This is a genomic window from Halobacillus rhizosphaerae (assembly GCF_046719735.1).
In the GTDB taxonomy this organism is placed as follows: Bacteria; Bacillota; Bacilli; order Bacillales; family Halobacillaceae; genus Halobacillus_B; species Halobacillus_B rhizosphaerae.
This window is the reverse complement of record NZ_JAUTWQ010000003.1, coordinates 176358-198673: the sequence shown is the minus strand read 5'-3', so window position 1 is coordinate 198673 and position 22316 is coordinate 176358. Positions and strand designations below refer to the sequence as shown.

The window sequence follows — 22316 nt, the reverse complement described above, 5'->3', positions numbered from 1 at the left end:
ACTCATAATCTCCTTTTCTCTATTCAGTAGCAACGAAAGCCCATCCATTATTACCACCACTATTAATCTTTATTACTTTTATTGAACCCATCGTCATTTCTTCTTTTGCAACCATTTTCTTCATTACAAACTCATCTCTATCCATTCTGAATACTTCATCTGGTGAGTTTTTCGTTTCATCAATTACACCATCTTGGTTCACATCAAAATAACCTGCAAATTTCTCTGGGGTCATCACAGTAAAACCTGTTGCTATGTTATTATCAATTTGTATGACTTTTATTCCATTTATATCCATTTGAACGTTTGTATTATAAAACTCACCTGTTGATGTAGACCATTGTAATGCAACGTCACCAATGTTCAACATGATACTCGTAAACGTAACTCCATTACTTGCTGTATCACCATTGATTTCAATTGTTATTTCTTTACTAACAGGCTTCATAGTAATTTGGATTAACTCAAAGTCATATGATTGATTAGCATTAATAGTATAAGTTTGAGTAGTATTACTATCTGATATTTTTAAATATCCTGTTCCTGCTGAACCTTTTTTAACGATTGCAGAAATAGTGTAAGGATATTTTTCATTGATTTGTACTTTTTGAGAGATAGTTCCGTTCTTTAAAAAGAATGCACTTTTTGCCCCAACAGAATCTAATTCTAAACTTTGTACAGTTTCTACATATCCCGTTGCTGTCCAGAAATCAGTCCCAGAGAATCCTACTGAATTTTTAAGAAGATTGACTCCACCACTCATTGAAAATTTTCCAATAATAGCATTTACTGTTTGTTCTAAGTCTTCACCTTTTACAAAAGGAGATAAATCTATTGAAGAAATAGCACTCTTGATATTGTTTGCAACTTGTGTATCTCTGTTCTCTAATTCCTCAGTTGTTGCATATCCTGCTAAATCATCTGAATCAGCTTTCATATTCATTAGTGATTCAAATTCTTCTGTTTGTGTAACAGAGCTTACTATTTTTCCATCACCAATAAGTTGATAAACTTCTGAGACTTTAGTTGAAACAAAGCTAAATTGTGAAGCGTTATCTAGTGGACTCTCTGACCAACTAGTAGCTCTATTTCCTTCTTCTAACTTGAGATCATCTGCCCATACAGCTATAGGTGCAGAAGTGGTTGGTGAAGCACCAGATATAAGTCTAGGGGTATTTAAAATACTGACAGTATCAGAGCTTGTGGTAAATTTTTGTTCTATGTAAGTCCACTCATTAGCCAAGCATGGAACAGAAATTGAACTTAGTGGGTTAGATTGGACTCCTGCACTATCTTGAAATTTTAATAACCAACCTAAATTACATGCTACTTCTGATTTCATCCAACCAGAGAAAACATATTCTGTATTTGGTTTAATACCATAAGCAGTTGGTGTAGAAAATCCTCCACCTGTAGCAGTAGCGTAAATTCTTACAGAGTTACCAGTTATCCTACCTGCATCAACATCAACAGTACCAGTAGTGCTATTGAAAGTACCCCATCCATCGGGAGTTGTGCTTTCTTCATCAGAAACGATTTCACCAGATGAGTTAGGAAGTAGATTTGTTGCACCAATTTTTAAGTTATCAATTTTGTCATTTGTCAAATTGGCAACTTTATTCAACAGTGCTGTACGAGCATCATAATATGTTTTAAACTTTAATCTTAGAGTCGTACCTGTTGTACTACTAGTTATTGCAAGATTAGATAAAAGAGGTGTTATGAAATTATCAAGATCATTATATGCATTTACATATGTAGTTTTTTCTAGTGTTACCCCTGTTAGATTACCCATGTTTTCCAAGTCTGTTTTCTCAGACTTAATAATATCCCATTCTTTTTTGAGAGTATGCTTTTCTACTGGTGTTAATTTATTATCATTTGCCAAATCAGAAATTGAGTTATTAGCAGTCTGGGCATTAGTCTTTGCTGTATCAGCAGTAGATTTTGCTGTTGCAATAGCTTCTGTTATTGCTTGTTGACTTGCTATGTATCCACTATGTCCAGTTACAGCATCATAAATAGAATCCTCAGTTACCTTTGATTCTACATATGTTACTCTTTCTTCTATATCTTCTGGTGCAGGAGAATAATCAGTTGCTTTATTTCCTTTTTCTACTTTTAGTTCTTTATATTTTATTGTTACAGGGGTATTATTACCAGAGTTTCCATTCTGAAATCCAAACCATATTTTCTCTCTATCAGTAGGAATAGTGAGTGTAAGTTGGGAGAAACCTTCTTCACCTGCATCTATATAATTTCCAATTTCTGAACTATAAGTTCCAGAAGCAAGATAATAACTTGTTCTAGTAGCTACTTTATATTCACCTTCGTTTTTAATATAAACTCGGTATGTAATAGTATCTCCTGCATTAATATTATAGTATGATAATAGTTCTAAATTTCCTTCATTGGCTTGAACATTATAATTCCCTACACTAACTGTCTGATATTCTTTAGAAGAATTTTTTACTAGATTTCTACCGCCAATTTGAATATTATCAACATTCTCTTTCAGTTTTTGTGCAGTAGCAGTAGCTAATTCATCTACTGATTTATAATACTGTAACCACTTATCTCTAAATGTTGATTTGGTAACACTAGTATTATTATCTTTATTAGAAGTCGATAAATCCCAAGGTCTAGGAGACAGACCATTTAAGTAATTTTTTAAATTGTCATATTGAGTAGCTACATTCACATACAATGAGTCATTTGACTGAATACCTGCATTTAATGCAGACTTTCTAACTGCATAATACCCACCTCTATTACTAGAGTCTAAAGTTGAACTAGCAGGAAGATTTGTTGTCCCATCAGACATTACATACCCAATAATTTCTGTAACTTTATCTTTAACAACTTGACGTTCATCAAAGGTGATCAAGTTATCATTAGCCATGTTTCCTAATGTTTCTTGAATATCTTCAATTGTTTGTGCCGTTCCATCATCTAAAATTTCACCAATTGTATCCCAAGTAGAACCATTCCACTTTTTGAGTAATTTTGGAGTTTCACTTTCGTCTACCCATAACGAACCATTGGTAGGATTTACAGGTGGAGTGCCAGAAACAATTGCATCATTTAAATCTGTCAGAGTTAATTGTCCTACACCCAAAACATTCGTCATTGTTTATTCTCCTTTTATACAAGAGAAAAGAGCCTTTTATTACTCAAGACTCTTTTCCTTAATCACTAATATAATTATATCATTATTTGTTGCATATGTCAAAATACATGTTACAATCAGAGTTATTTTGAAACCTCACAAATAAGATTTCCTCTTCCACTGATATCACTTGCATTTACTGAAATTGTTTTACCTGTCTTACTGAAAGTGCTATCTAAAGTACCATTTGACTTATAAATCGACCAAGAGTATGTGTATCCACTTCCTGTTGAATCAACTTCACTGCCATTTTGGTAAAGTTTAGCTGTGAAATCTGAACTCCCTTGACCATTTTTAAAAGTGCTTAGACCTACAATTGTTACCAATATTGGGTCTGTTACATCTATAACTGTACAAATATCTTGAAATTTATTACCACTATAAGTCGCAACACATTTAAATGATTCAACACTTGCGATAGCACTTGCAGGTATAGTGATTGTAGAACTTGTGTATCCTGTTACACCTGCATTATAGGTACTAGTCAATTTTCTCCAACCATTACCACCATCTGAATCTCCACCACTAGCAGTAGTTGCCGTTGGGTCTTGAATATACCACTTATAAGAAGAAGCACTTACATTAGTAGCTCCTTTAAAAACTTCACAAGTTGCAGATAATGTACCAGAACCATTTTTCAATGTATTGCCATCTGGTGTCCAAACTGTTGCCAAAACAGCATCTTGACCGTCACTTCCGTTTGTACCATTACTTCCATCTGTACCATCAGATACGATTGGAATAATTTGTTGATCCAAAAGATTTGTTGTTCCATTGGCAAGATATAATGATATCCTAAGTGCTTTAATATTGGCAGATGGAGTATGAGTATAACTTGATTGATTGGCAGATGAAGTATACTTTGTTGTATAATTTGAGTTATCAGTAGTTTCTTCAATTTTGAATCTGCCAGAGTAACTAACTGGACTTGATGTGCCAGTTTGAGATTTTGATGAAATTACAATATTACTTGGCACATAGTTACCACTTTTATCTTTACCAATTGCAGGTACACTTGCTATCAACCAATAAGTTGTAGGAGAAGAACCATTACTACCACTTGTACCTTGTTTTGATTTACTTAATGCAAATCTTTTTGTAATTGAAGCATATCCACTTCTTGATACTGTAATATCTACATATCCAGTATCAACAGTCATATTAGTAACTGTATATGTCTTACCAGATAAAGTACCTGTTACACCACTGGAAGGAGTAGCACTTGCAGACCAAGAAGATGTATTATCTGATGCACCAACAAATACACTAATAGTGGTTTCTGCACCAGTAAAGTTGCCGTTATTTCCAGATGAATCAGTAGGAATGACTTGGGCATCATTACTGAGAACTGCCATGATAGCATTTGCACCGTTGCTACCGTCACTACCATTACTACCATTGGTTAATTTAACTAGTTCAATTTCTGCTTTTGTTGTAATATCAAAACCAGTATCTTCATCTGTATATATCATTTCACAGATATATGTCATAGATGAATTTGAAGAAAGTACATTACTTGAAATGGTTAAAGTTTTCACACCAGACGAAGCTAATGTGTACCCTCCACCATTTGCTGTAATTTCTGTTAAAGCACCAGAACTATTTGTTTGATAATACCATCGGGTAGATTTGGCATCCACAGATACATCACTAGATGAACCTGCAATAAATAATTGAGGTGTTAGAACTTGACTTGTTGAAGAATAATTGGGAACATATACATTGTTATTAGGATTAAAAACAACATTTTTAGGTTGACTAGAACCTATATAAAGAGCCAATGACTTTGAATCATTGAGATCAACAATGGTCATCTGACCAGTAGCTACTATAGCCATTAATTTTCACCTTTTCTCGCTTAGAAACTATGATACATCTATATCAACAGCACATTCGAATATTGCTTTTACACTAACATCTTGAGAAGTAATAGAAATTATATTACCTACTCCTAAGTGTGCATTATTCCAAGATTGATCTAGAATACCGTTTCTATCCTTTTTTGTCCATATAAAACCGCTATTTGGAATTGTAGAAGTAACGTCTTCCACACCACGATAAACTCTTGCAGTAACAACAGTATCAATTACACCATTCTTAAAAGTAAATCCTTTAGATGATGATAATTCGATTTTCCAAACAATATCATTCTCAACTTCATCAATATTTTTCTGTGCTTGCTTTGCAAGTTCAGAAGCATCATTTGCTAATTCTTTTGCTCTTGCAGACAGGACTTCTTCTACTTTTAAAACTTGATCTTGATAATTGTAAAAACTTTCTTCAAATGTTTCTTTAACAATCCTAGTAGAACTAGTTAAGTTACCACTATCAAGCAACGCAAATCCATCAGTTTGTTTTGTAGTAAATAAGTAATCAAACAGAGCAGTGTAGTAATTATGAAATAAAATAACATCCTGTATACTTTCACCTTGATCTGTGAAGTAATTATTCAAACGAATAACTAATGAATCAAATTGCGACCTAATTTTATCCCATTCTTGTGATAACGTTCGTTTCTCATAAGCTGAGATAATACTGTCATCTTTAAATTCTTCTACAAAATTAGATGATTCATTCCAAAGGTCAAGTAAGTTTCCATGACCACTACCAGATCGTACTACGAAAGAACTCGCATCAATTTGTACACCATTCGTATCAAAAGTAAATGTACCACTATCATTAGTGATTAATAATTCTTGACCTGCAATGATTTGACCAATTAATCGTTCTGCAACTACACCATCTGGTTTTATTGCAGTCTTCCATGTTTCTCCACCATCTTTAGATAAAGCAACTACACCACTTTGCATAATTACTACTTCATCTGGGAAATCTGGGTTTCTAATAATTATTCCACGTTTTCCTACTTCTACACTGTTGTTTACTCCTGCTGTTATTTTTTGCTTGGTTGCATCCCATTCTTGAGTGATAATTTGATTAACTTCTTGTTGGACTGCATTAATCTTTTCCCATTTGTATTTATTATTTTGAACTAAAGTAGATGCGCTAGAGTTTGAGTATAGTAATTTTACTAATTTTTCAGTATCACTTAAAAGATCAGTAGTGTTGGCAATTGTTAAATTGACTTCACTTGCTTCAAAGTCATAATTAATTTCGATAATTTTTGCCATATATTCAATATCCATTTGAGGATATTTAACTTTAATTAAATCTCCTAAAGTAAGTTTATCCCAATAATATTGTTCTTCCATGACATTTAAAAGATTATCTAAAGATACATCAATTACAACTTTTGGTTCTCTTAGTTCACTGAATTTATATAAAGCAAAATCATACAGTTCTTTTTCATCAATGTAGCGATCATCACTTAATTCTTTTTCAATTATGTAAAGGTTTAACTCTTTAAGTAATTCATCGGTAAAACCACTTTCGACAGAAATTTCATCTTGAAGTGATTCAATTTGACTTTGAAGAGTATCTGATTGAGATAATAGTAATTCATTTTCTACTCTCTCTGCTGTTATTTCTGCTTCTTTTTGATTTCTTTCTTCTGTTCTCTGGTTGATTAACTCTGTATCATTTGTAGACTTAGCCAAATCCAATAATCCATTTATGGTTTCTAATTCTAATTGTAAATCATTCATTTTAGAATCTTGCAATATTAATTGATTATCAATTTCAAGTTTATCAGCAAGCAATGCTTTAATCTGAGGTGATTTATCTTCTACTGCAATCTGCTGATCCAGTATTGCATGGCACAAATCATCTGACATAAAGTATGAACTTTGTACAACTTCTCTAGAAGCAGTTCTTTTGAATGGATACATAAAATAACTAAAATCTTCAATATAGCCTTGACCAGTTGGATTAACATTATGTATCGTAAGCCCTTCACTACCAGTAACCCATAGTCTTGTGACCATCTCATCAGTAGTTCTAGTTCTTTTAATGGATTGAATAAATCTTCCATAAGATACTGACATACCTCTATATTTACCAGTATTTGTAACACTTTTTAAAGAGACTTTTCTTTCTTCTGCATTCCAGACTAACAATCCACCAAATGTTTCTGCACCTTGAATAATGCAGTCAAGAATATTTGAGTCACTACCAGATTCGAATGACCTTGCCATTTCTTCAAATAAGGGATCAATATAGTCTAATTCCCATACCGATTGTGCTAGAAGGTTTGTAAATAAATCTCTAACTGAAATTACCTCTTCAACATATTCACTAATTCGTTTATGTTTTAACTCATAACCAAGAGAAAACGCTTTAACATTAAAGATTTCAACGTTATCTGCATCTTCTACAATTTCATCTACTATAAACCAATCACTGTATGTACCAAGAGAAACTTTTATTAACATTTTTTCTTTTAAGGTATCTACATGCTCGTTCTTTTCAAATCGACCTTCTTCGACATTTTGAATAAAATGAGGTATAGAAAAATTTAATTCATGAATATTACCTAGTTTTAAAGATAAGGTTGCATTGAATTTTTCACTAATTGAAGAGAATATTTCTTTATTCGGTTTTGCCAACTGAAATTTTGCTTGTTGGGGTCTTTTATTAAAATCTATATCTACAAACATTACACATCTATCCCCCTATGCTCTTTTAGATTATAAGCATCTATTAATTCACTTGGGGTAAGATATCCAATGTTATCAGTATTATATCTTTTTACTCCTGCATAAATATAGGCTCTATCAATTAGTTCAGAACATATAAATCTATTTGTTGTATTGAAATAAGCAAATCTTTGCTTTTTTAACAATAAAGATATTATTAACCCAACTATTTGAAGATAATCATATTTAACACCAATCTTCTTATTAGCAAATTCTAATATCTTACTCTCTATACTTGAAGTCTTATTATCAAAAGTAAAAATTACAGTATTATCATTTAATTCGACTTCTGTAATTTTTGTGGCAATAAACCTATTTGATTCAATAATAGTGATTGTATTTGTCTCCAAATTACAATCTACAATTAAGCCAACATGGGTATAATTGCTTTTAGTTAATTTTGCAATAATTCTTGAAATAAAAGAGTTTGTTTTTTTGAAGAATAATACATCTCCATTCAATTCCCTCACTCCTATTATTATATCATTATTTATTGTATTAGTCAAATAATATGTTAAAATCTGTATTTATTTTTATAGCGGAATTGTATTTCACATTCGCCTGTAACCTTGAATCTATTTGAGCCACATAGTATCCTTGGATACTCACCAATAACCTTGTCATACCTATAAACACCTATAATATCTGTTTTAATAATTTCCTTTTTGCAGTCTAAGTAAATATCTTCTTGATTAGTTAAATCCCTAACTTCAAAAATACTTCCGAAATCATCAAGACTCTCAATAGTAATAGTTCCAGTTCCAATCTTTTTAATTGATATTTCTGGGAATATTGTAAAATGACCAACATTTTCAATAGTAATTATTTTAGAATCATTTACAGTTTCATTTGGAGTAATTATATTTTGAGAGAAAATATTTGAAGAATTACATCTCATTGTTATTTTAAAGTAACCTTGATTTAATCCATTGTGAATAATTGAAGGCTCACCTACTGCTATACAATAGAAAACCCTATCTTCACTACCTTCAAAGAATAAAGGCTTATATGTATCAGAAAATAACCACATTATAATTTGATAAATATTATCTTCATCAAATGCACTTTCAAAAGCAATTTCCATTTCAAATTCTTTTGGTGAACTTTCTATACCATGAAATAATGGTTCATCTGATCCTTTGGTTTTAGTTTCTACAATATCTCTTGAGGCTACAAAATTTTCTTCAAACATTCCAGTGTTAGTTGTTATTTGTATAAGGTTAAATACATGTGACCATATTCCACCATAATTGAAATACAGTTTATTTTTAATAGTTGGCATCCTTTTATCTCCTTTTAAAAAAATGCTGAAAAGAAAGGTCTTATTGACCTTTCTTTTTCAAAGCATTCATAATTTCTTTTGCTATGTCTGAACCTTTCTTTTTATCGCCATTTTCAACGTTTACAATTATGTCACCATAATTTGTACTAGCACTCATGTTTGTTCCTGTCATTATTTCCTTAATAGTGTTGAAAGCAGATTTTGTAACATTAGGAACAAATTGCTTAACTCTATTCAATAATTGACTAGTGTTGAAAGATGAGTTTTTAGGAACATTGGAATTAATTGTACTTAATGAGCGTTCTGGGAATTGATATGGGTTTTCAAGCCTGTTCATATCATAGATTCCATTCATAGCAGTTTGTGAACCATAAATCATATTGTCTATGTTTAGTCCATTAATCTCAGCTACTTGCTGTTTGACCTCATCAGAGAATGAGGAAAAGCTATCTGTCAATCCATCGAATACCCCTTGATTCATCTGTCTAAGACTGTTGGACATGTTATACAATTCTGCTGTCAGTTGTACGAAACTACCTTCAATATAATTGCTTCTCATGTCAGCCCAATACTTGTCATTGTTCAAAAGGTCTTCATATTGTTTAACAACTGCTTCTTTTTCTGCATCTAGGCTATCAAATTGTTGTTGTAGTGATGTATCTTCTTGTTCTTTTTGAGAGTTGATTGCATCAATTTGCTGTTGCTTTTGATCTTCGATAGACTGTCTGTATAGTTGATCTTGACGGTCTTTTTGGAAATCAGAGATTTCCTTGTTCACATCTTCAAGCTCTTTTCTTAAATCAGCTAGTTTTTTCTTACCTTCTAATGAATTATCTCTGGATAAAAGAGATATTTTATTCAAGAGGTCTGTCTTCCTTGTGTTCTTTTCAGCTAGGTCTGATTGATAGTTTTCTTGATCTCTTTCTTTGTCCATTTTGGCAATCTTCTCATCATACACTGAATTAATCTTGTCGATTTCTTCATCGTACATTTTCATCTTGTCATCGTGGGCTTTTTGTAAGTGTTCTTTTTCTGCATCAATGGCATTAACCGCCATATCTTCCATGTTTTTGTAGTATTCTTTCAACTGAGAAATACCTTCATCTACAACTTCTGCTCTAGTATCTTTAATATCCTTTTCTGCCTTTAAGACTTCAAGAGTGATATCTTCCAATTCTTCTTGTGCATTACGAAGTTCTTGTCTAGCTTTATCTGTTCGGCTAGAATAGTAACCAGTTTCTTTCACAGCTTTATCATATTCTTTTTGCATTGCATCGACTTTATCTTGTGAAGCTGATTTCTTTTTGTTTAAGTCTCCTGCTTTAATACCCTGTATCCTTTGTTTTTCTTTAACGTTGTTAGGATCAGTATATGATAATACTTCTAATTGATAATCTCTGTTATCAACTTCTCTAGTATGTTTGTCAATTTCCTTATCATATTTTCTAAGCATATCATCAATATATCCATTGAATATTTCTGTTTGGTTCTTACGAATTTCAATCATTGCTGATTCAATTTCGTTACTCAAAGAATTTACTTTTGATATATTAGAATCATATTCCTGCATAAGTTCATTGTAGCGATCTCTCTGTTTCGCATTTTGTTTATTTAAGGCAGGAAGTTTTTTCAATGCACGTTCGATATATCCTTGACGGTCTTTAGTTACCTGCAAGTCTTTTCTCATAGCATAGAAACGCTTATATTCAAGGTCTACAATTTCTTTAAGTGTTTTTCTGTAAGTTTCATTCGTGTTTTTCATTGCATTTAATTTTGTTTCTAACTTACTGATAGCACTTTCATAATTGCTTACACTTCTTTCATATTTATTGAAAGTAAATGCATCAGCTACTTCTTCTTTTGGCTCTGGTTTTGGTTTTGAGGCAAGAGCATGGAATTGATATGTTCCATCTAGATTGTATCCACCTTCATAAATAGAAGGTTGAACAATTCCAGATGATCCACTGTCACCTCCACCACTAACACCAGAAGAACTTTCCCCACTAGAAGCACCAAATGATGACATTCCACCAGATGACATTCCACCAGATGAACCAAATCCAGATAGTTTCTTTAAGATTTGAATAGCTCTTTTGTTTATGCCAAGTTTTTCACCTGTTTGTTCCCACAGGTTTAAACCTCTTTTTCTACGTTTACCGATTAGTGGGATAATTGCTTCTTCTCCCTCTTCACCATGCCATGCCAATTCCATCTTATCAATGAAACCACCATTAGCGTATCCTCTATACGCTCCACCACCTGCCATACTTCTTGCACCCGGAGTATTAAAAATACTTCCATAACGAGATAGTATGTAGCGAATCGAAGCGACAGCGTTGTGAATTGGATTCCAGATATCACCTAAACCACTCATCTTATAGGCATTAAAGGTTGGGTCAATAGTCTGCATTAAACCTTTAGATGGTATTCCTGCTTTTGCGTTTGAGTCCCATAGGTTAATGGCTCTAGGGTTTCCACCAGACTCATGCATTGCCATTGTTTGTAGTAATGGCAACCAACTCATAGGAACACCTGTGATTGCGATAGCTTTTGTTAGCCATTCTGTTACACTACCACTTACTTTACCTCCACCGATCCCGGCAGTAGAGAAACTAAAGAAGTTTTTCAACTTATCTTTGATGAAATCAATTGCCCCATCTTTGGCTAAGTTTACTCCACCTTTAGCTAAATCAGCTAGTGTTCCATCTATACCTAAATCTAATGGGAATTTAGAGAAAGCTTTCTTCATTAAATCTTTAGGTTTATCCATCAATTTAGAGAAGAAGTCACCAACTCCACCTGCATATGCAGGGAAGAAATTCTTCAATAATTCTTCTGACTGTTTGTTAGGCAGTACAGAAGTCCCTTTAGGAAGGTCAACTAACTCAGAACCATTTTCACCAACAACAGTGATACCTTGGTTTGGAATGTATGCAAGCTCTCTTCCTTCTTCACCAACAATGGCATGACCACCAACATGACCTTTTGTACCATTTGCGTATCTAGGAATTTTGATGTTCGGAACTGTTTTATCAATATGCATAAATCCTAAAACACTATTTACACCTTTGATAACGGTATTGTTGATACCTTTTTCAATTCCACCTGCTAATTTGTTTGCAATGCTTCTGATTCCAGAATCAAGGTCTTTCATTTTATTCTTGATTCCATCACCAATAGACTTTGGAATTGATTTAGCAATATCAACCAAATCTGCTCTGGCTTCTTTTAGTTTCTTGACAGCAGATGTTTTAATGTCATCAAACTTATCTGTAATTTCTTTACGTTTATTATGTACACCATCAGCAATGTTTGAAGCAATTTCTTTACCTTTCGAAAGTCCAGTTTTTATCATCTCACCCATCTTATTTTTTAAGTAAGTATGAATTTCAGATAATTTGTCTAGGAACTTAGGTAATTTTTCTGTGACTCCTTTGACAATTCTTTGGATAAGTTCACGACCAACTGCTAGTGCTACGATACCTAGTGCAATAAAGATATATTTTGGTGCATCAAGAAGAACTTCTGCAAGTTTCTCAAGGAAATCTTTCTTCTTTTCCTTGATTCCTTCACTAACTTTGTCAACAGTTTTCTTACCTGCATCCTTAATTTCTTTATGGTCAGCAAGTCCATTAAACCACGATCCAATAGCTTTCCACCAGTTGTCAAGATTGTCTTTCCATCTGTTTACAGTAGATTTAAACCAATCTGTAATAGAGTTCCACCAATCACTTAAACCTTTACTTGTTTTGTTCGGAAGAGAAGCAAACCAATCAGAAATTGATTTTCCCCAATCTGATAAAGATGTACTCCATAAATCTTTCTTCTCACTAATCCAAGTTTTTATGTTGTCTACCCAAGTATCAAATTTGCCCTTCACTTTTCCCGGTAATGAAGTAAACCAATCAATAATAGTGTTAGTCCATTCAGTTAAACTTTCTTGGATTTTACCCGGCATACTTGTAAACCAATCAATGATTGATTCTCTCCATAAATCGAGTTTTTCAGTCCATAGTTGACGTTTTTCTTGAATCCAATCACCAATAGCTTTTGTCCAAGACGAGAAGCTGTCAGAGATATCTTGAGCTTTATTGGTTATCCAATTTGTTATGGCATCCGACCATTTAGAAAGATTATCTCCCCAAAGGGTAGTAGTGTCCGTAAACCACTGTGAAATTGAATCCCATAAAGAAGAGAGATTTTCATTTATTTTAGAAGGAAGAGAAGTAAACCAATCTGAAATAGCATTACCCCAACTAGATAAATTTTCACTCCATGAACTAGCTTTTTCAGAAATCCATTGAGTTATAGAGTCCCAAAATTCATTAAGTTTATCCCCTGCTTTTGAAGGAAGTGAAGAAAAGAAATCCTGAATGCTTTCTCCCCATTTTCCATAAGCTTCTTTATTTAATTCATTCTGCTCAACTAACCAATCATTAATTGCTGTAGACCAATCATTAAGTTTGGATTTTATCTTTGAAGGAATTGAAACAAACCAATCAGAGATTGAAGTCCACCAATCGTCTAATTTCTCAATAGTTTTATCTTTCCATCCAATAAAAGTATTAATGACTGCAATAGTCCACTCATTAAGTTTACTATTGATTCTAGAAGGAATTGAAGTAAACCAATCTTCTATTGAAGTCCACCATTCATTTAAACTGTTAGCAGTATCATCTTTCCAATCAACGATACTAGTGGTAATGGCTACACTCCATTCAGCTAACTTTTCAACTATCTTTTGCTTTCCACTTTCGAACCAAAAAGCAATAGAGAAGATCAAATTATTGAAATCTTCTTTAAGTCGATCTGGAAGATTAGCAAAAAATGATTTAATAGACGTATACCATTCTTCAAGTTTTGGTCTAGTGTTATCTGGTAAGTTTTTAAAATAGTCGATAAGTGAAGTTTTCCAATTTTCCATAGAAGTTTTTGACACTTCTGGTAAACTATCAAACCATAACTTGAGCATATTCGACCATTCAGTAAATTTATCTAATAATTTACTTGGCACACCATTTAATGAAGTATCAAATGCAATCCAAATTCCTTGAAGTGTTGGTTGGATATAATCTGATAGACTATTACTCCACTCTTTTAACTTACTACTAGAAGTATCAACTCCATCAGAAGTTTTGTTCTTAAGTTTGTCAAAGAACTCACCAATCTTGTCCTGTGCCTTTTGTACATCTTCGATAAAAGATGGTGGTAGAAAGTCATAAAGGTACTTAGCAGTAGCCATACTTCCTTTACTTGCTCCATCACCAATACCACTAAAAATACTTCCGATTTTATTTTTGGCTTTCGTAATCCAACTATCATCTTCTGTTTTTTTCTTAGTGTCATCAAGAGCCTTAGTCACTCCATTAATTTCTGGCTCAGAAAATATATCATCAATTTTAGTTTTCGTATCTTTAGAAGAGTTTTGAACTTCTTCATTTGATTTAATAATTTCTGTATTAGCACCAGTAATTACATCTTTAGTGAGGTGAGCTTTAGACCATTCTTTTAAGAGGTTTTTCTGAGACTGAGTTAAATCTTCATTCTTTTGGATAAAATCATCGAAGGAATCAGTAGTGCTATATGTAGATAGGTCTACTTTAGTTAAAGCATCAATGATTTCATAATATTTGTCTTTATTATTTTCTAATTCGGATGCGCTTATGTTTAGGAAATCAGTTAATACTTCTTGTGAATCCTTGTAAGCTTTTGTCTTCTTACCTGCTTCACCCATAGTATCTACTAACAAATGCATTGCTTGTAGGTGAGACTTCATACCAGAAAGGTCATCACCATTATAGCCAAACAAACTAGCAGTTAAATCAATGGTTTGCATAGCCTCTTGATTTAAGTCTTCCATTGAAGTCGTAAGACCATCCACACCCTGTTTCTGTGCTTCTGCTCTAAGTCGTGCATTATCATGCTCTCTAGCAAGACCATTTAATAGTCCTTGTGATTGTTCTAGCGTTAATCCTGCATCTTGTAGTCTTTTAACAAGTCCGTTCCAATTCCCATCACCTTCTGCTACACGATTGCTTACGTTTACGACTTCCATTAAACCTTTTTTAACATCTGCTGTTGATTTTGTTACATTACCAAATTCATCAGTAATTGAAAAGAAAGATTCTGGAAGAGCTTTAGCGACTTCACTTAGTTGATCTTTTACATCTTGAAGTTTTAAAGGATCATCACCAATATTTTTGGTCATTTTTAGGTATGCATCACTAAATACATCCCCTACTTCTGTACCGATAGTGAACAAATCTCTGTACGCTTGCTCAAATTTTTCTGGTGTATCTGCCCCACGCAACATAGCTTCATTGTACTGAATGAATTTTTCTACAACTGCCTGTTGTTCGTCACCTAATGTTATTAGTTTCCCTTGAGCTTCAAAATAAGCTAATGCTTGACCTTGGATAACTTTGATAGTTTTCTTAATGGCTTCTGTTTTCTCTGCTTCTGCCATCAATATTTCTACTTTGTTTTGTTGTATTGCTTTTGTGTTATCAATTTTGGAGGTTTTTTGACCAAGGAAAGTAGCCTCCATTGTCTTCTTGCCATCAGAGTTATTTAGTCTCTCTTGTGCTTTCTTAAGGTCTTCAACATGGTCTATAATCTTCATGTAAGCTTTAGATTTTTTCTCCATGTCCTCAAGGAATTTAGCATTTGCTAATTTTGCTTGCTCTCTTGAAAGTTCTGCAACTGCTTTAATTTCATGTTTGATTTCGGCAGTTGTTTTCATGTGAGCTTTGCCATTTGCATCTATGTATCTAACAGTAGTAGGAAGAGTTTCAGCTAGTTCTTTTTGAATATGATTATATTCTTTTTGTTCATTTTTGGTTAATGTTGTTTTACTAGAAAGTTTTTCATATTCACTTACTAGACTTTCCATTCCATCTGTATGTTTACGGTATCCATCAACCATTTTCTTATTTAATTTAACTAACTCTTCTTCTTTTTGTTTCTTAGTGTTATACAGATTCATTAGTTTTTCAATTGCAAAACCTAGAGCTACGAAGCCTAATCCTATAACAGTTGAAGCAAGCATTGCTTTAAACGTAGCACTGAAAGTTTTAACTGCTACACCCATTGCTACAAAAGCAGATTTAACTTTTACCATTCCTGCTGTAGCTTTAGCACCAAGCATAGAAAATCCTGTTCCTGCAACTGCTGTAGAACGTGCCATAGCAGTTCCCATTGTAGTAGCTCTTACACTTGTTCTGCTAAATGATTTCTGCATCTCAGACAAGCCTCTTACAATAGAGTTGCGTAACTTATTAAAGACTCCCATTTTAACTAGAAGAACTGATACCGCACCAAATACTACTGGTAATGCACCGAAATTATCAGTAATTTTGATTGCTACACCTGCTAATGCAGTCAGTAGTCTAATAATGTTCATCATGCCACTACTTAAAACAGCATTACCTACAGCAGAAGATAATTCTGTGAAACTATTCTTAAGAGTATTAATTCGTGCTTCATATGATTTTAGATATTCAGCGTTTTCTCTCATTGCAGAACCTTGAGAATATGTAGCTGTTTCTGTTGCATCCATAGACATTTGATAGTTGTTCATCAATGCTAAGAATCTAGATAGTTGGTATCTACCTGCTACGGTTACAGCTATGTTTTGACGTTGGGAATCTGATAAGTCCCACCATCTTTGAGATAAATCCTCTATGATATCACTTACTGGTCTTACTACAGATTCTCCATCTTCTCCTATTTTTCTAATGGATACACCTACACTGGCTAAAATAGATTCAGAAGCCTTAAGTGTAGTGATACGAGAGTAAATAGTTTTTAGTGAGTTACCAATAATATTTCCAGATTCCATTGTTACCGCACCGATAGCAGTAATATGTCCAACAGATTCTTCTAATGTCACACCGAATGTCTTAGCTGTTGCAGATGATCTTTTCAGACCTTGTGCTAATTGTTGAGTTGAAATAGCATAGTTATTGTCAACTTCGTTCAAAGCATCAACGATTCTAATGGAATCTTCTGCTGAAATGTTAAATGCATTCATTGTACCAACTAGAGATTCAGTAGCTTCTTGTGCGCTCAGATCGGATACGTTTGACATTAATGTTGCAGTTCTAGTTATGGCAAGTAGTTGCCTTTCATTAAACTGTCCAAATGTCCTTGCAAGTTCGTTTACGGATGCTAGAACATCATTAACGTTGTTTCCTAGTTCTTGAGACAAACTTACTGCACCTTTGAATACCGAATCAATAGATAAATTGTCACTAGCTACTCTTCGTAGTTCTGTCAATGATTTATCAAGATTAATGATTTCAGTAGCCATCTTCTTGACAACATTGATTGTTCCATAGAAAGCTGTCATTGCTGTCATCCATACTGGAACACGTGCCATAGCAATTCTAAGCTGTTCGAAGATACCTAAGTTTGCATTTCTGTTGAATACCTCAGAAGTACCCATATGTCTTAGTCTACTGTCTACATTGGAAATTTCATGAGTCAATTCCCTTGCAGTTTTACCTGCACTAGCAAACTGAGTACGAATAGATGTAACACCTTTGCTATCAGTTTTTAATTTGATAGTCGCAACATCTGCGCCATACAATGCTTTCATGTATTCTTTTACTTTCGCAATGTCACCATTTTTAATGGCTAGAGCAAAATCTTTTTGCTGAGAAGGAGATTGTTTAACAATAGAATTAGCTTTGGCATTCATGTCTGCTACTTGCTTAAATTCTTTCATTTTCCTTATGTATCTATCTGTTTCAGTAGTTAGTTGACCAAGGTTTGAACCCATGTTTCTCTTCAACTGTTCAAAACGTTTCATTACAGCAGATGTACTCTTACCTGTGGTTTCAGCCCATTCAATCATAGAATGTTTCAGTTTATCTAACTGTTTTGAAATGTTTTGATCGACCTTTTGTTTTGCAACTGCATGGTCAATATCTTTCATGCGTTTTCTAACTACATTGTATTGCTCCATAGTTTTAATACTATTGGCAAGTGTTCTAACTTCTTGTATGTTTGCTTTCGATAAAGCACCCTCTGTTGCATGGTGACTTTTTTCAATAATATCTAACTGTCTAAGAGTAGCAATTCTTTTCTCTTGAGCAGATTTAAGTTCTTTTTCTTGAGCAATTTGTTCAGTATAACTCTTTTTAAGTTGAGCAAACTCAGTCTTGATATCATTAATTAATTTTTTAGTAGCAGGATCACTATAAGAACCATTGCTAATTCCACTAAGTTTAGTGTTCATAACATTTAAATCATCAGAGGTTTTAGTACCACCTTTGATTTTTGATTGATACCGTTCGATATCTTGAACAAGAGCTTTTTGCTCTCTTAGTAGAGCATTTTCTTTTTCATTTAATTGAATAGATGTTTGTTCATCTTTAATTTTTCGTTCAAGTGCTTTAACTGCTCCCATTTCTAATGAGCCGTTTGCACCACTGTTCATAAGTTTGTCATACTCTGTTCTTAAATTTTGAGATGCTTTCCCTGTTTTACCAAGTTCTCTCTCAAGATTTTTAAGAGCCTCCATTGACCTATGAACCATTTTCTCAGTCGTAGTTGCAACTGTGCGATCTACAACTTGGAATTTGTTTTTATCACTGTTCCAAGAATATTTTACTTTTTCAATAACTCCATTGGCTTTCTCTAAAGTGGCAATAAAGCCTTTTAGATTACCTTGAGCATCTTTGATTTCGAAAGATGAAAATAGTCCCTTTTCCCCGGACTTCATCTTTGACTTAAGTATTCTCTCTGCTTCTTGTAATTGAGAAGCATATTTCTTGATATTATTAAAGTTTTGAACCCCTGCATTAGTAGGTACATTTAGAGCTTGATTTAATTCTTTACTCTTATTTTCAATCTGTTTTAATGTTTTACCATACTTATTGTTAAAATCATCCATTGTTTTTTGGATATCTTTAAGTTGGTTTTTAATATGTGAAGCTGAACCTGCTACATCAATTTGTACTTTAATTTTTAATGGTTTAAAACTTGAACTGTTGTTTAATTTATTATGTAGTGCGCTCAATTGATGATTCATACTCTTAATAGAAGAGTCTAATTGAACTTTAAGTTTTACAGGTTTATTGACAAGTTTTTCAGAAATTAAATCAATTTGCTTCTTGATATGTGGCAAACTACCTTTTATATCAAGTTCTGCTCTTATCTTTATAACTTTAGCTTTTATCAGTGCATTTAAATCGTTACTTCCAGTTGCTCCCATTGTTATATCCACCCCTTTTAATATCTAAGGAGGGTGCTTTCGTAACACCCTAATCTTTTGCAGATTAGGTTGTTACTCCTAATCTAATATAAATCGTCTAAGTCATCACTATCATCACGCACAACATATATTTCTGTTGTTTGAGAAGAACTATGACCTAGTAACTTTTGAACTTTTTTAATATCTAAACCATCTTCTACTACTGCATTTGTTGCTCTTGAGCTTCTAAATAAGTGGGGATGCACTGCTTTCCCACCAATGACTTCACTAAATTCTGAACACCATGAATTGAAAGTATTTGGAGAAAGTTGTTTATAACCGTCTTTCTTTTTACTTGCAAAAACGAATGGACAATCATCATTCTCTATTTGTTCTTTGCGATATTCTATCCATTTTCTTATTGCATCCATTGCCTTTTGGTCAAATGAGAATTTTCTTTGTTTTCCTTCTCTTCCTTGACCTTTAGCTCTTATATAATGAGTTAGGTAATATTCTTTTTGATTACCTTTTTTATCAATGAACTTTTCATAATTAGCAACTTCTACTAATAACTGTCTTGATTCTTCTCTTCTGCAACCAGAGGAATATGTAAAATACACATAAGCAAGTTTCTGCCATTCTTTCTTCTCTTCTAAATATGTAATTATTTGTTGTATTTCTTTAGTAGTCAAAGGTATTTTTTCTTTTGAACTCGTCTTAGCTACATTAGGAATCGACTTTGAATATATATTCCTAAAGTCTGGATGTTCGTCACTAAAATACAATTCTATATAACCACATAAACTAGAAACTGCTGATCTTTTAAATTTTATTGCACTTGAGCTAAGTTCTTTACTGATTAACCAGTTTTGATATTTTAGAGCATCACGTGGCTTTAAATCTGTTATATTTTTATTCCTAGCAAAGTCATATACCCACTTCGCAAAAATCTTTAATGCAGATGTATACTGCTTAAGCGTTTGTTTGGATAATTGACCTTGAGATAAAAATTCTTCAATTAGTTCTTTATTATAGTCATTGACTTCATTTTCCCAGAAATCATCTGTCACATCTTCAATCTTTTTATATGCCATTTTATTTCACCTACTTTTTTAAAACACCTTTCTGCTGTGGTTGTTTTCTAAATTCTTCACCTTGCCAATTAACTACAAGAGTGATTCCTTTATGTTTTCCACTTTCAAAAGCCTCTTTTACTCTTTCAATATAATTAATACCTTCAAAATAGCCAAAGCGGTAAACATCTTTAGCTCTACCTCTTTTTACTTTCCAACCTTCACTAATTAACATAATAGAGTGACCTTTGGGTTCGCTCTTGCTAATAACTGAATCGTGATAAAGTAAATTATCATCAAAGGTCAGTTCGATACCTAAAGTATCAGAACCGACCTTTTTTACATGACCTAATTTAATTGCATTTTGTGATTTTCTTGTTCTTATGTATGCTTCTGGTTTATAACTAGACAAATATCTTCTCCAAATTTTTAGAGCTATGTATTTTAACCGTCTACCTTCTGCCATTAATACTCTCTTTGCTTCTTGTTCTGAATCAAAAGCAAATAGTGAATTATTCTCCGTCATTGCCCTCAATCATTTCTTTAAGTTCTTCATTGCTAATTTGATCTGCAAGTTCCATTGCTTCTTTTTCTGCTTCTTCAACATTAGACTTGATATTCTCAACAGTCTGTTTTAGAAGTTCAAAAATCTTATTGGTTTCATCTTCTGGAAGAACATTAAGTATTGGTGTAATTGCATCTAAGTCGATCATTACTGTAAGCATATCTAGAGCTTTATCTACATCATTTGGAACTTCTAAACTTGTAAAATGTTTAATGATTAACAATGCTGTATATGGACTTGCCATTTCAAGCCAATCAACATTGTGACCTTCGATTGAATTGAAAAATTTCAACATATCTTCTAATAGAGCATGTTGTTTTGTTTTACGAAATACTACATCATGTGTAAGTTTATATTCGCTTTCTCCAATAGTTACGAAAAACTCTTCCGTTGCATCTAATTGTTTACTTTGCTTTTTAAGCTCCGTAAGAGTTAATTTTTTAATATCCTTTTTAACATCAGTCATTCTTTGTTACCCCTTTTAAGTCATTATTTATTGTATTTGTGGTAAAAAATAAACATTTCTACCTATTGACATTATATCATTTTTTGGATAAAATGTCAATTTTATCTATTGCGTTATCATTAAAAAAAGAATGGGTAAAGAACCTATATTATGTTCTCTACCCATTATGTGATTATTTATTGTACTTATTACCCTAGACGAATGATATCGTAAAGCTTGAACTCTTCTGTTGAAGTATCAGTTAAGATATCTAGGTTGAAGTCGAATGTTGATACGTTTTCTGCATCCATTGCTAATTCGAATGAAGATTGTAGTTTAGCTTTTGCAATTACGAACTGCATTTTGCGGAAAAGTCCATCTTCACCTTTAACAACAGTTTCACCAACTACACGATAAGTAGCAGGGAATTGTTTACCAGAGAAAGTGATCTGTACAGAATCAGCAGGTGCATCATACTCATAAAATGCCATTACTTCTGTTTCACCATTAGATACTACTACATCAAATAATTGTGGATCAGTTCCATCAACTGTTGCAGTAGCTTCTTCTGTAAGTACACCATTGGAGTAGCCGTAAAAAGTAACTGGTCTACCTGCTTTTGGTTCTTGCTTAAGAGTAACTGAGCCATTTTCAATTGTAAGTACGTCACGACCAGTAGCAGTGATACCAGTAGTTTTAGCTGTAGTACCTGCAAGCATTGCAAGAGATTGATCAGAAAGTAATGCATCTTGCATAGCAAGAGTTGCTTTACGACCATAATCCCAAGTCATTAGACGGTTGTTGCCTTGACCACCATTAGCTTCTGCACTGTCGGACTCGTTGGAAATACTAGAAACTTTTAGTGTGTCGAAAAATAGGGATGGTTTCCCTGTTGAAATATCAAAGAAAATTACGTTTGCAACTTCCTTTAAACCATAACGCTTATTCATTATGTGATTCCTCCGTTTTTAAATAAAAAATATATGTAT

The 22316-nt window shown here is 33.1% G+C and carries 10 protein-coding genes; all 10 read right to left on the bottom strand.

Going from position 1 to position 22316, the window contains the following annotated elements; genetic code table 11:
• Positions 1–19: 19 nt before the first annotated feature.
• The 10 genes from Q7A53_RS06230 to Q7A53_RS06185 all read right to left on the bottom strand — a co-directional run bounded on the left by Q7A53_RS06230 (position 20) and on the right by Q7A53_RS06185 (position 22277).
• Positions 20–3130, bottom strand: coding sequence for a carbohydrate binding domain-containing protein (locus tag Q7A53_RS06230; RefSeq protein WP_411788269.1), 3111 nt, complete (start codon positions 3128–3130; stop codon positions 20–22).
• 122 nt (positions 3131–3252) lie between these two features.
• Positions 3253–5007 carry a hypothetical protein gene (locus tag Q7A53_RS06225; protein WP_411788268.1) on the bottom strand — a complete coding sequence of 585 codons (1755 nt, stop codon included), beginning with the start codon at positions 5005–5007 and terminating at the stop codon, positions 3253–3255.
• A gap of 27 nt (positions 5008–5034) precedes the next feature.
• Positions 5035–7725, bottom strand: coding sequence for a phage tail spike protein (locus Q7A53_RS06220; RefSeq protein WP_411788267.1), 2691 nt, complete (start codon positions 7723–7725; stop codon positions 5035–5037).
• Entirely contained in the window at positions 7725–8225 is a 501-nt protein-coding gene (locus Q7A53_RS06215; RefSeq protein ID WP_411788266.1) for a YiiX/YebB-like N1pC/P60 family cysteine hydrolase, read from the bottom strand. Before Q7A53_RS06215 ends, Q7A53_RS06220 begins: the two co-directional genes overlap by 1 nt.
• Before the next feature lie 53 nt (positions 8226–8278).
• Positions 8279–9046, bottom strand: coding sequence for a hypothetical protein (locus Q7A53_RS06210; protein ID WP_411788265.1), 768 nt, complete (start codon positions 9044–9046; stop codon positions 8279–8281).
• A 40-nt stretch (positions 9047–9086) separates the two neighbouring features.
• Positions 9087–19265, bottom strand: a complete 10179-nt coding sequence (locus Q7A53_RS06205) for a phage tail tape measure protein (RefSeq protein ID WP_411788264.1) — start codon at positions 19263–19265, stop codon at positions 9087–9089.
• Positions 19266–19348: 83 nt separating this feature from the next.
• The gene (locus tag Q7A53_RS06200) at positions 19349–20338 is read right to left on the bottom strand and encodes a tyrosine-type recombinase/integrase (RefSeq protein ID WP_411788263.1); all 990 of its coding nucleotides are present in this window, start codon (positions 20336–20338) and stop codon (positions 19349–19351) included.
• Between the two features lie 10 nt (positions 20339–20348).
• Positions 20349–20843 (bottom strand): hypothetical protein, encoded by a 495-nt coding sequence (locus Q7A53_RS06195; protein ID WP_411788262.1) that lies wholly within the window; start codon positions 20841–20843, stop codon positions 20349–20351.
• Positions 20830–21348, bottom strand: coding sequence for a hypothetical protein (locus Q7A53_RS06190; protein WP_411788261.1), 519 nt, complete (start codon positions 21346–21348; stop codon positions 20830–20832). The genes Q7A53_RS06195 and Q7A53_RS06190 overlap by 14 nt, the downstream gene beginning before the upstream one ends.
• A gap of 188 nt (positions 21349–21536) precedes the next feature.
• On the bottom strand, positions 21537–22277 hold the full coding sequence (locus Q7A53_RS06185) for a hypothetical protein (RefSeq protein ID WP_411788260.1): 741 nt from the start codon (positions 22275–22277) through the stop codon (positions 21537–21539).
• Positions 22278–22316: the final 39 nt, after the last annotated feature.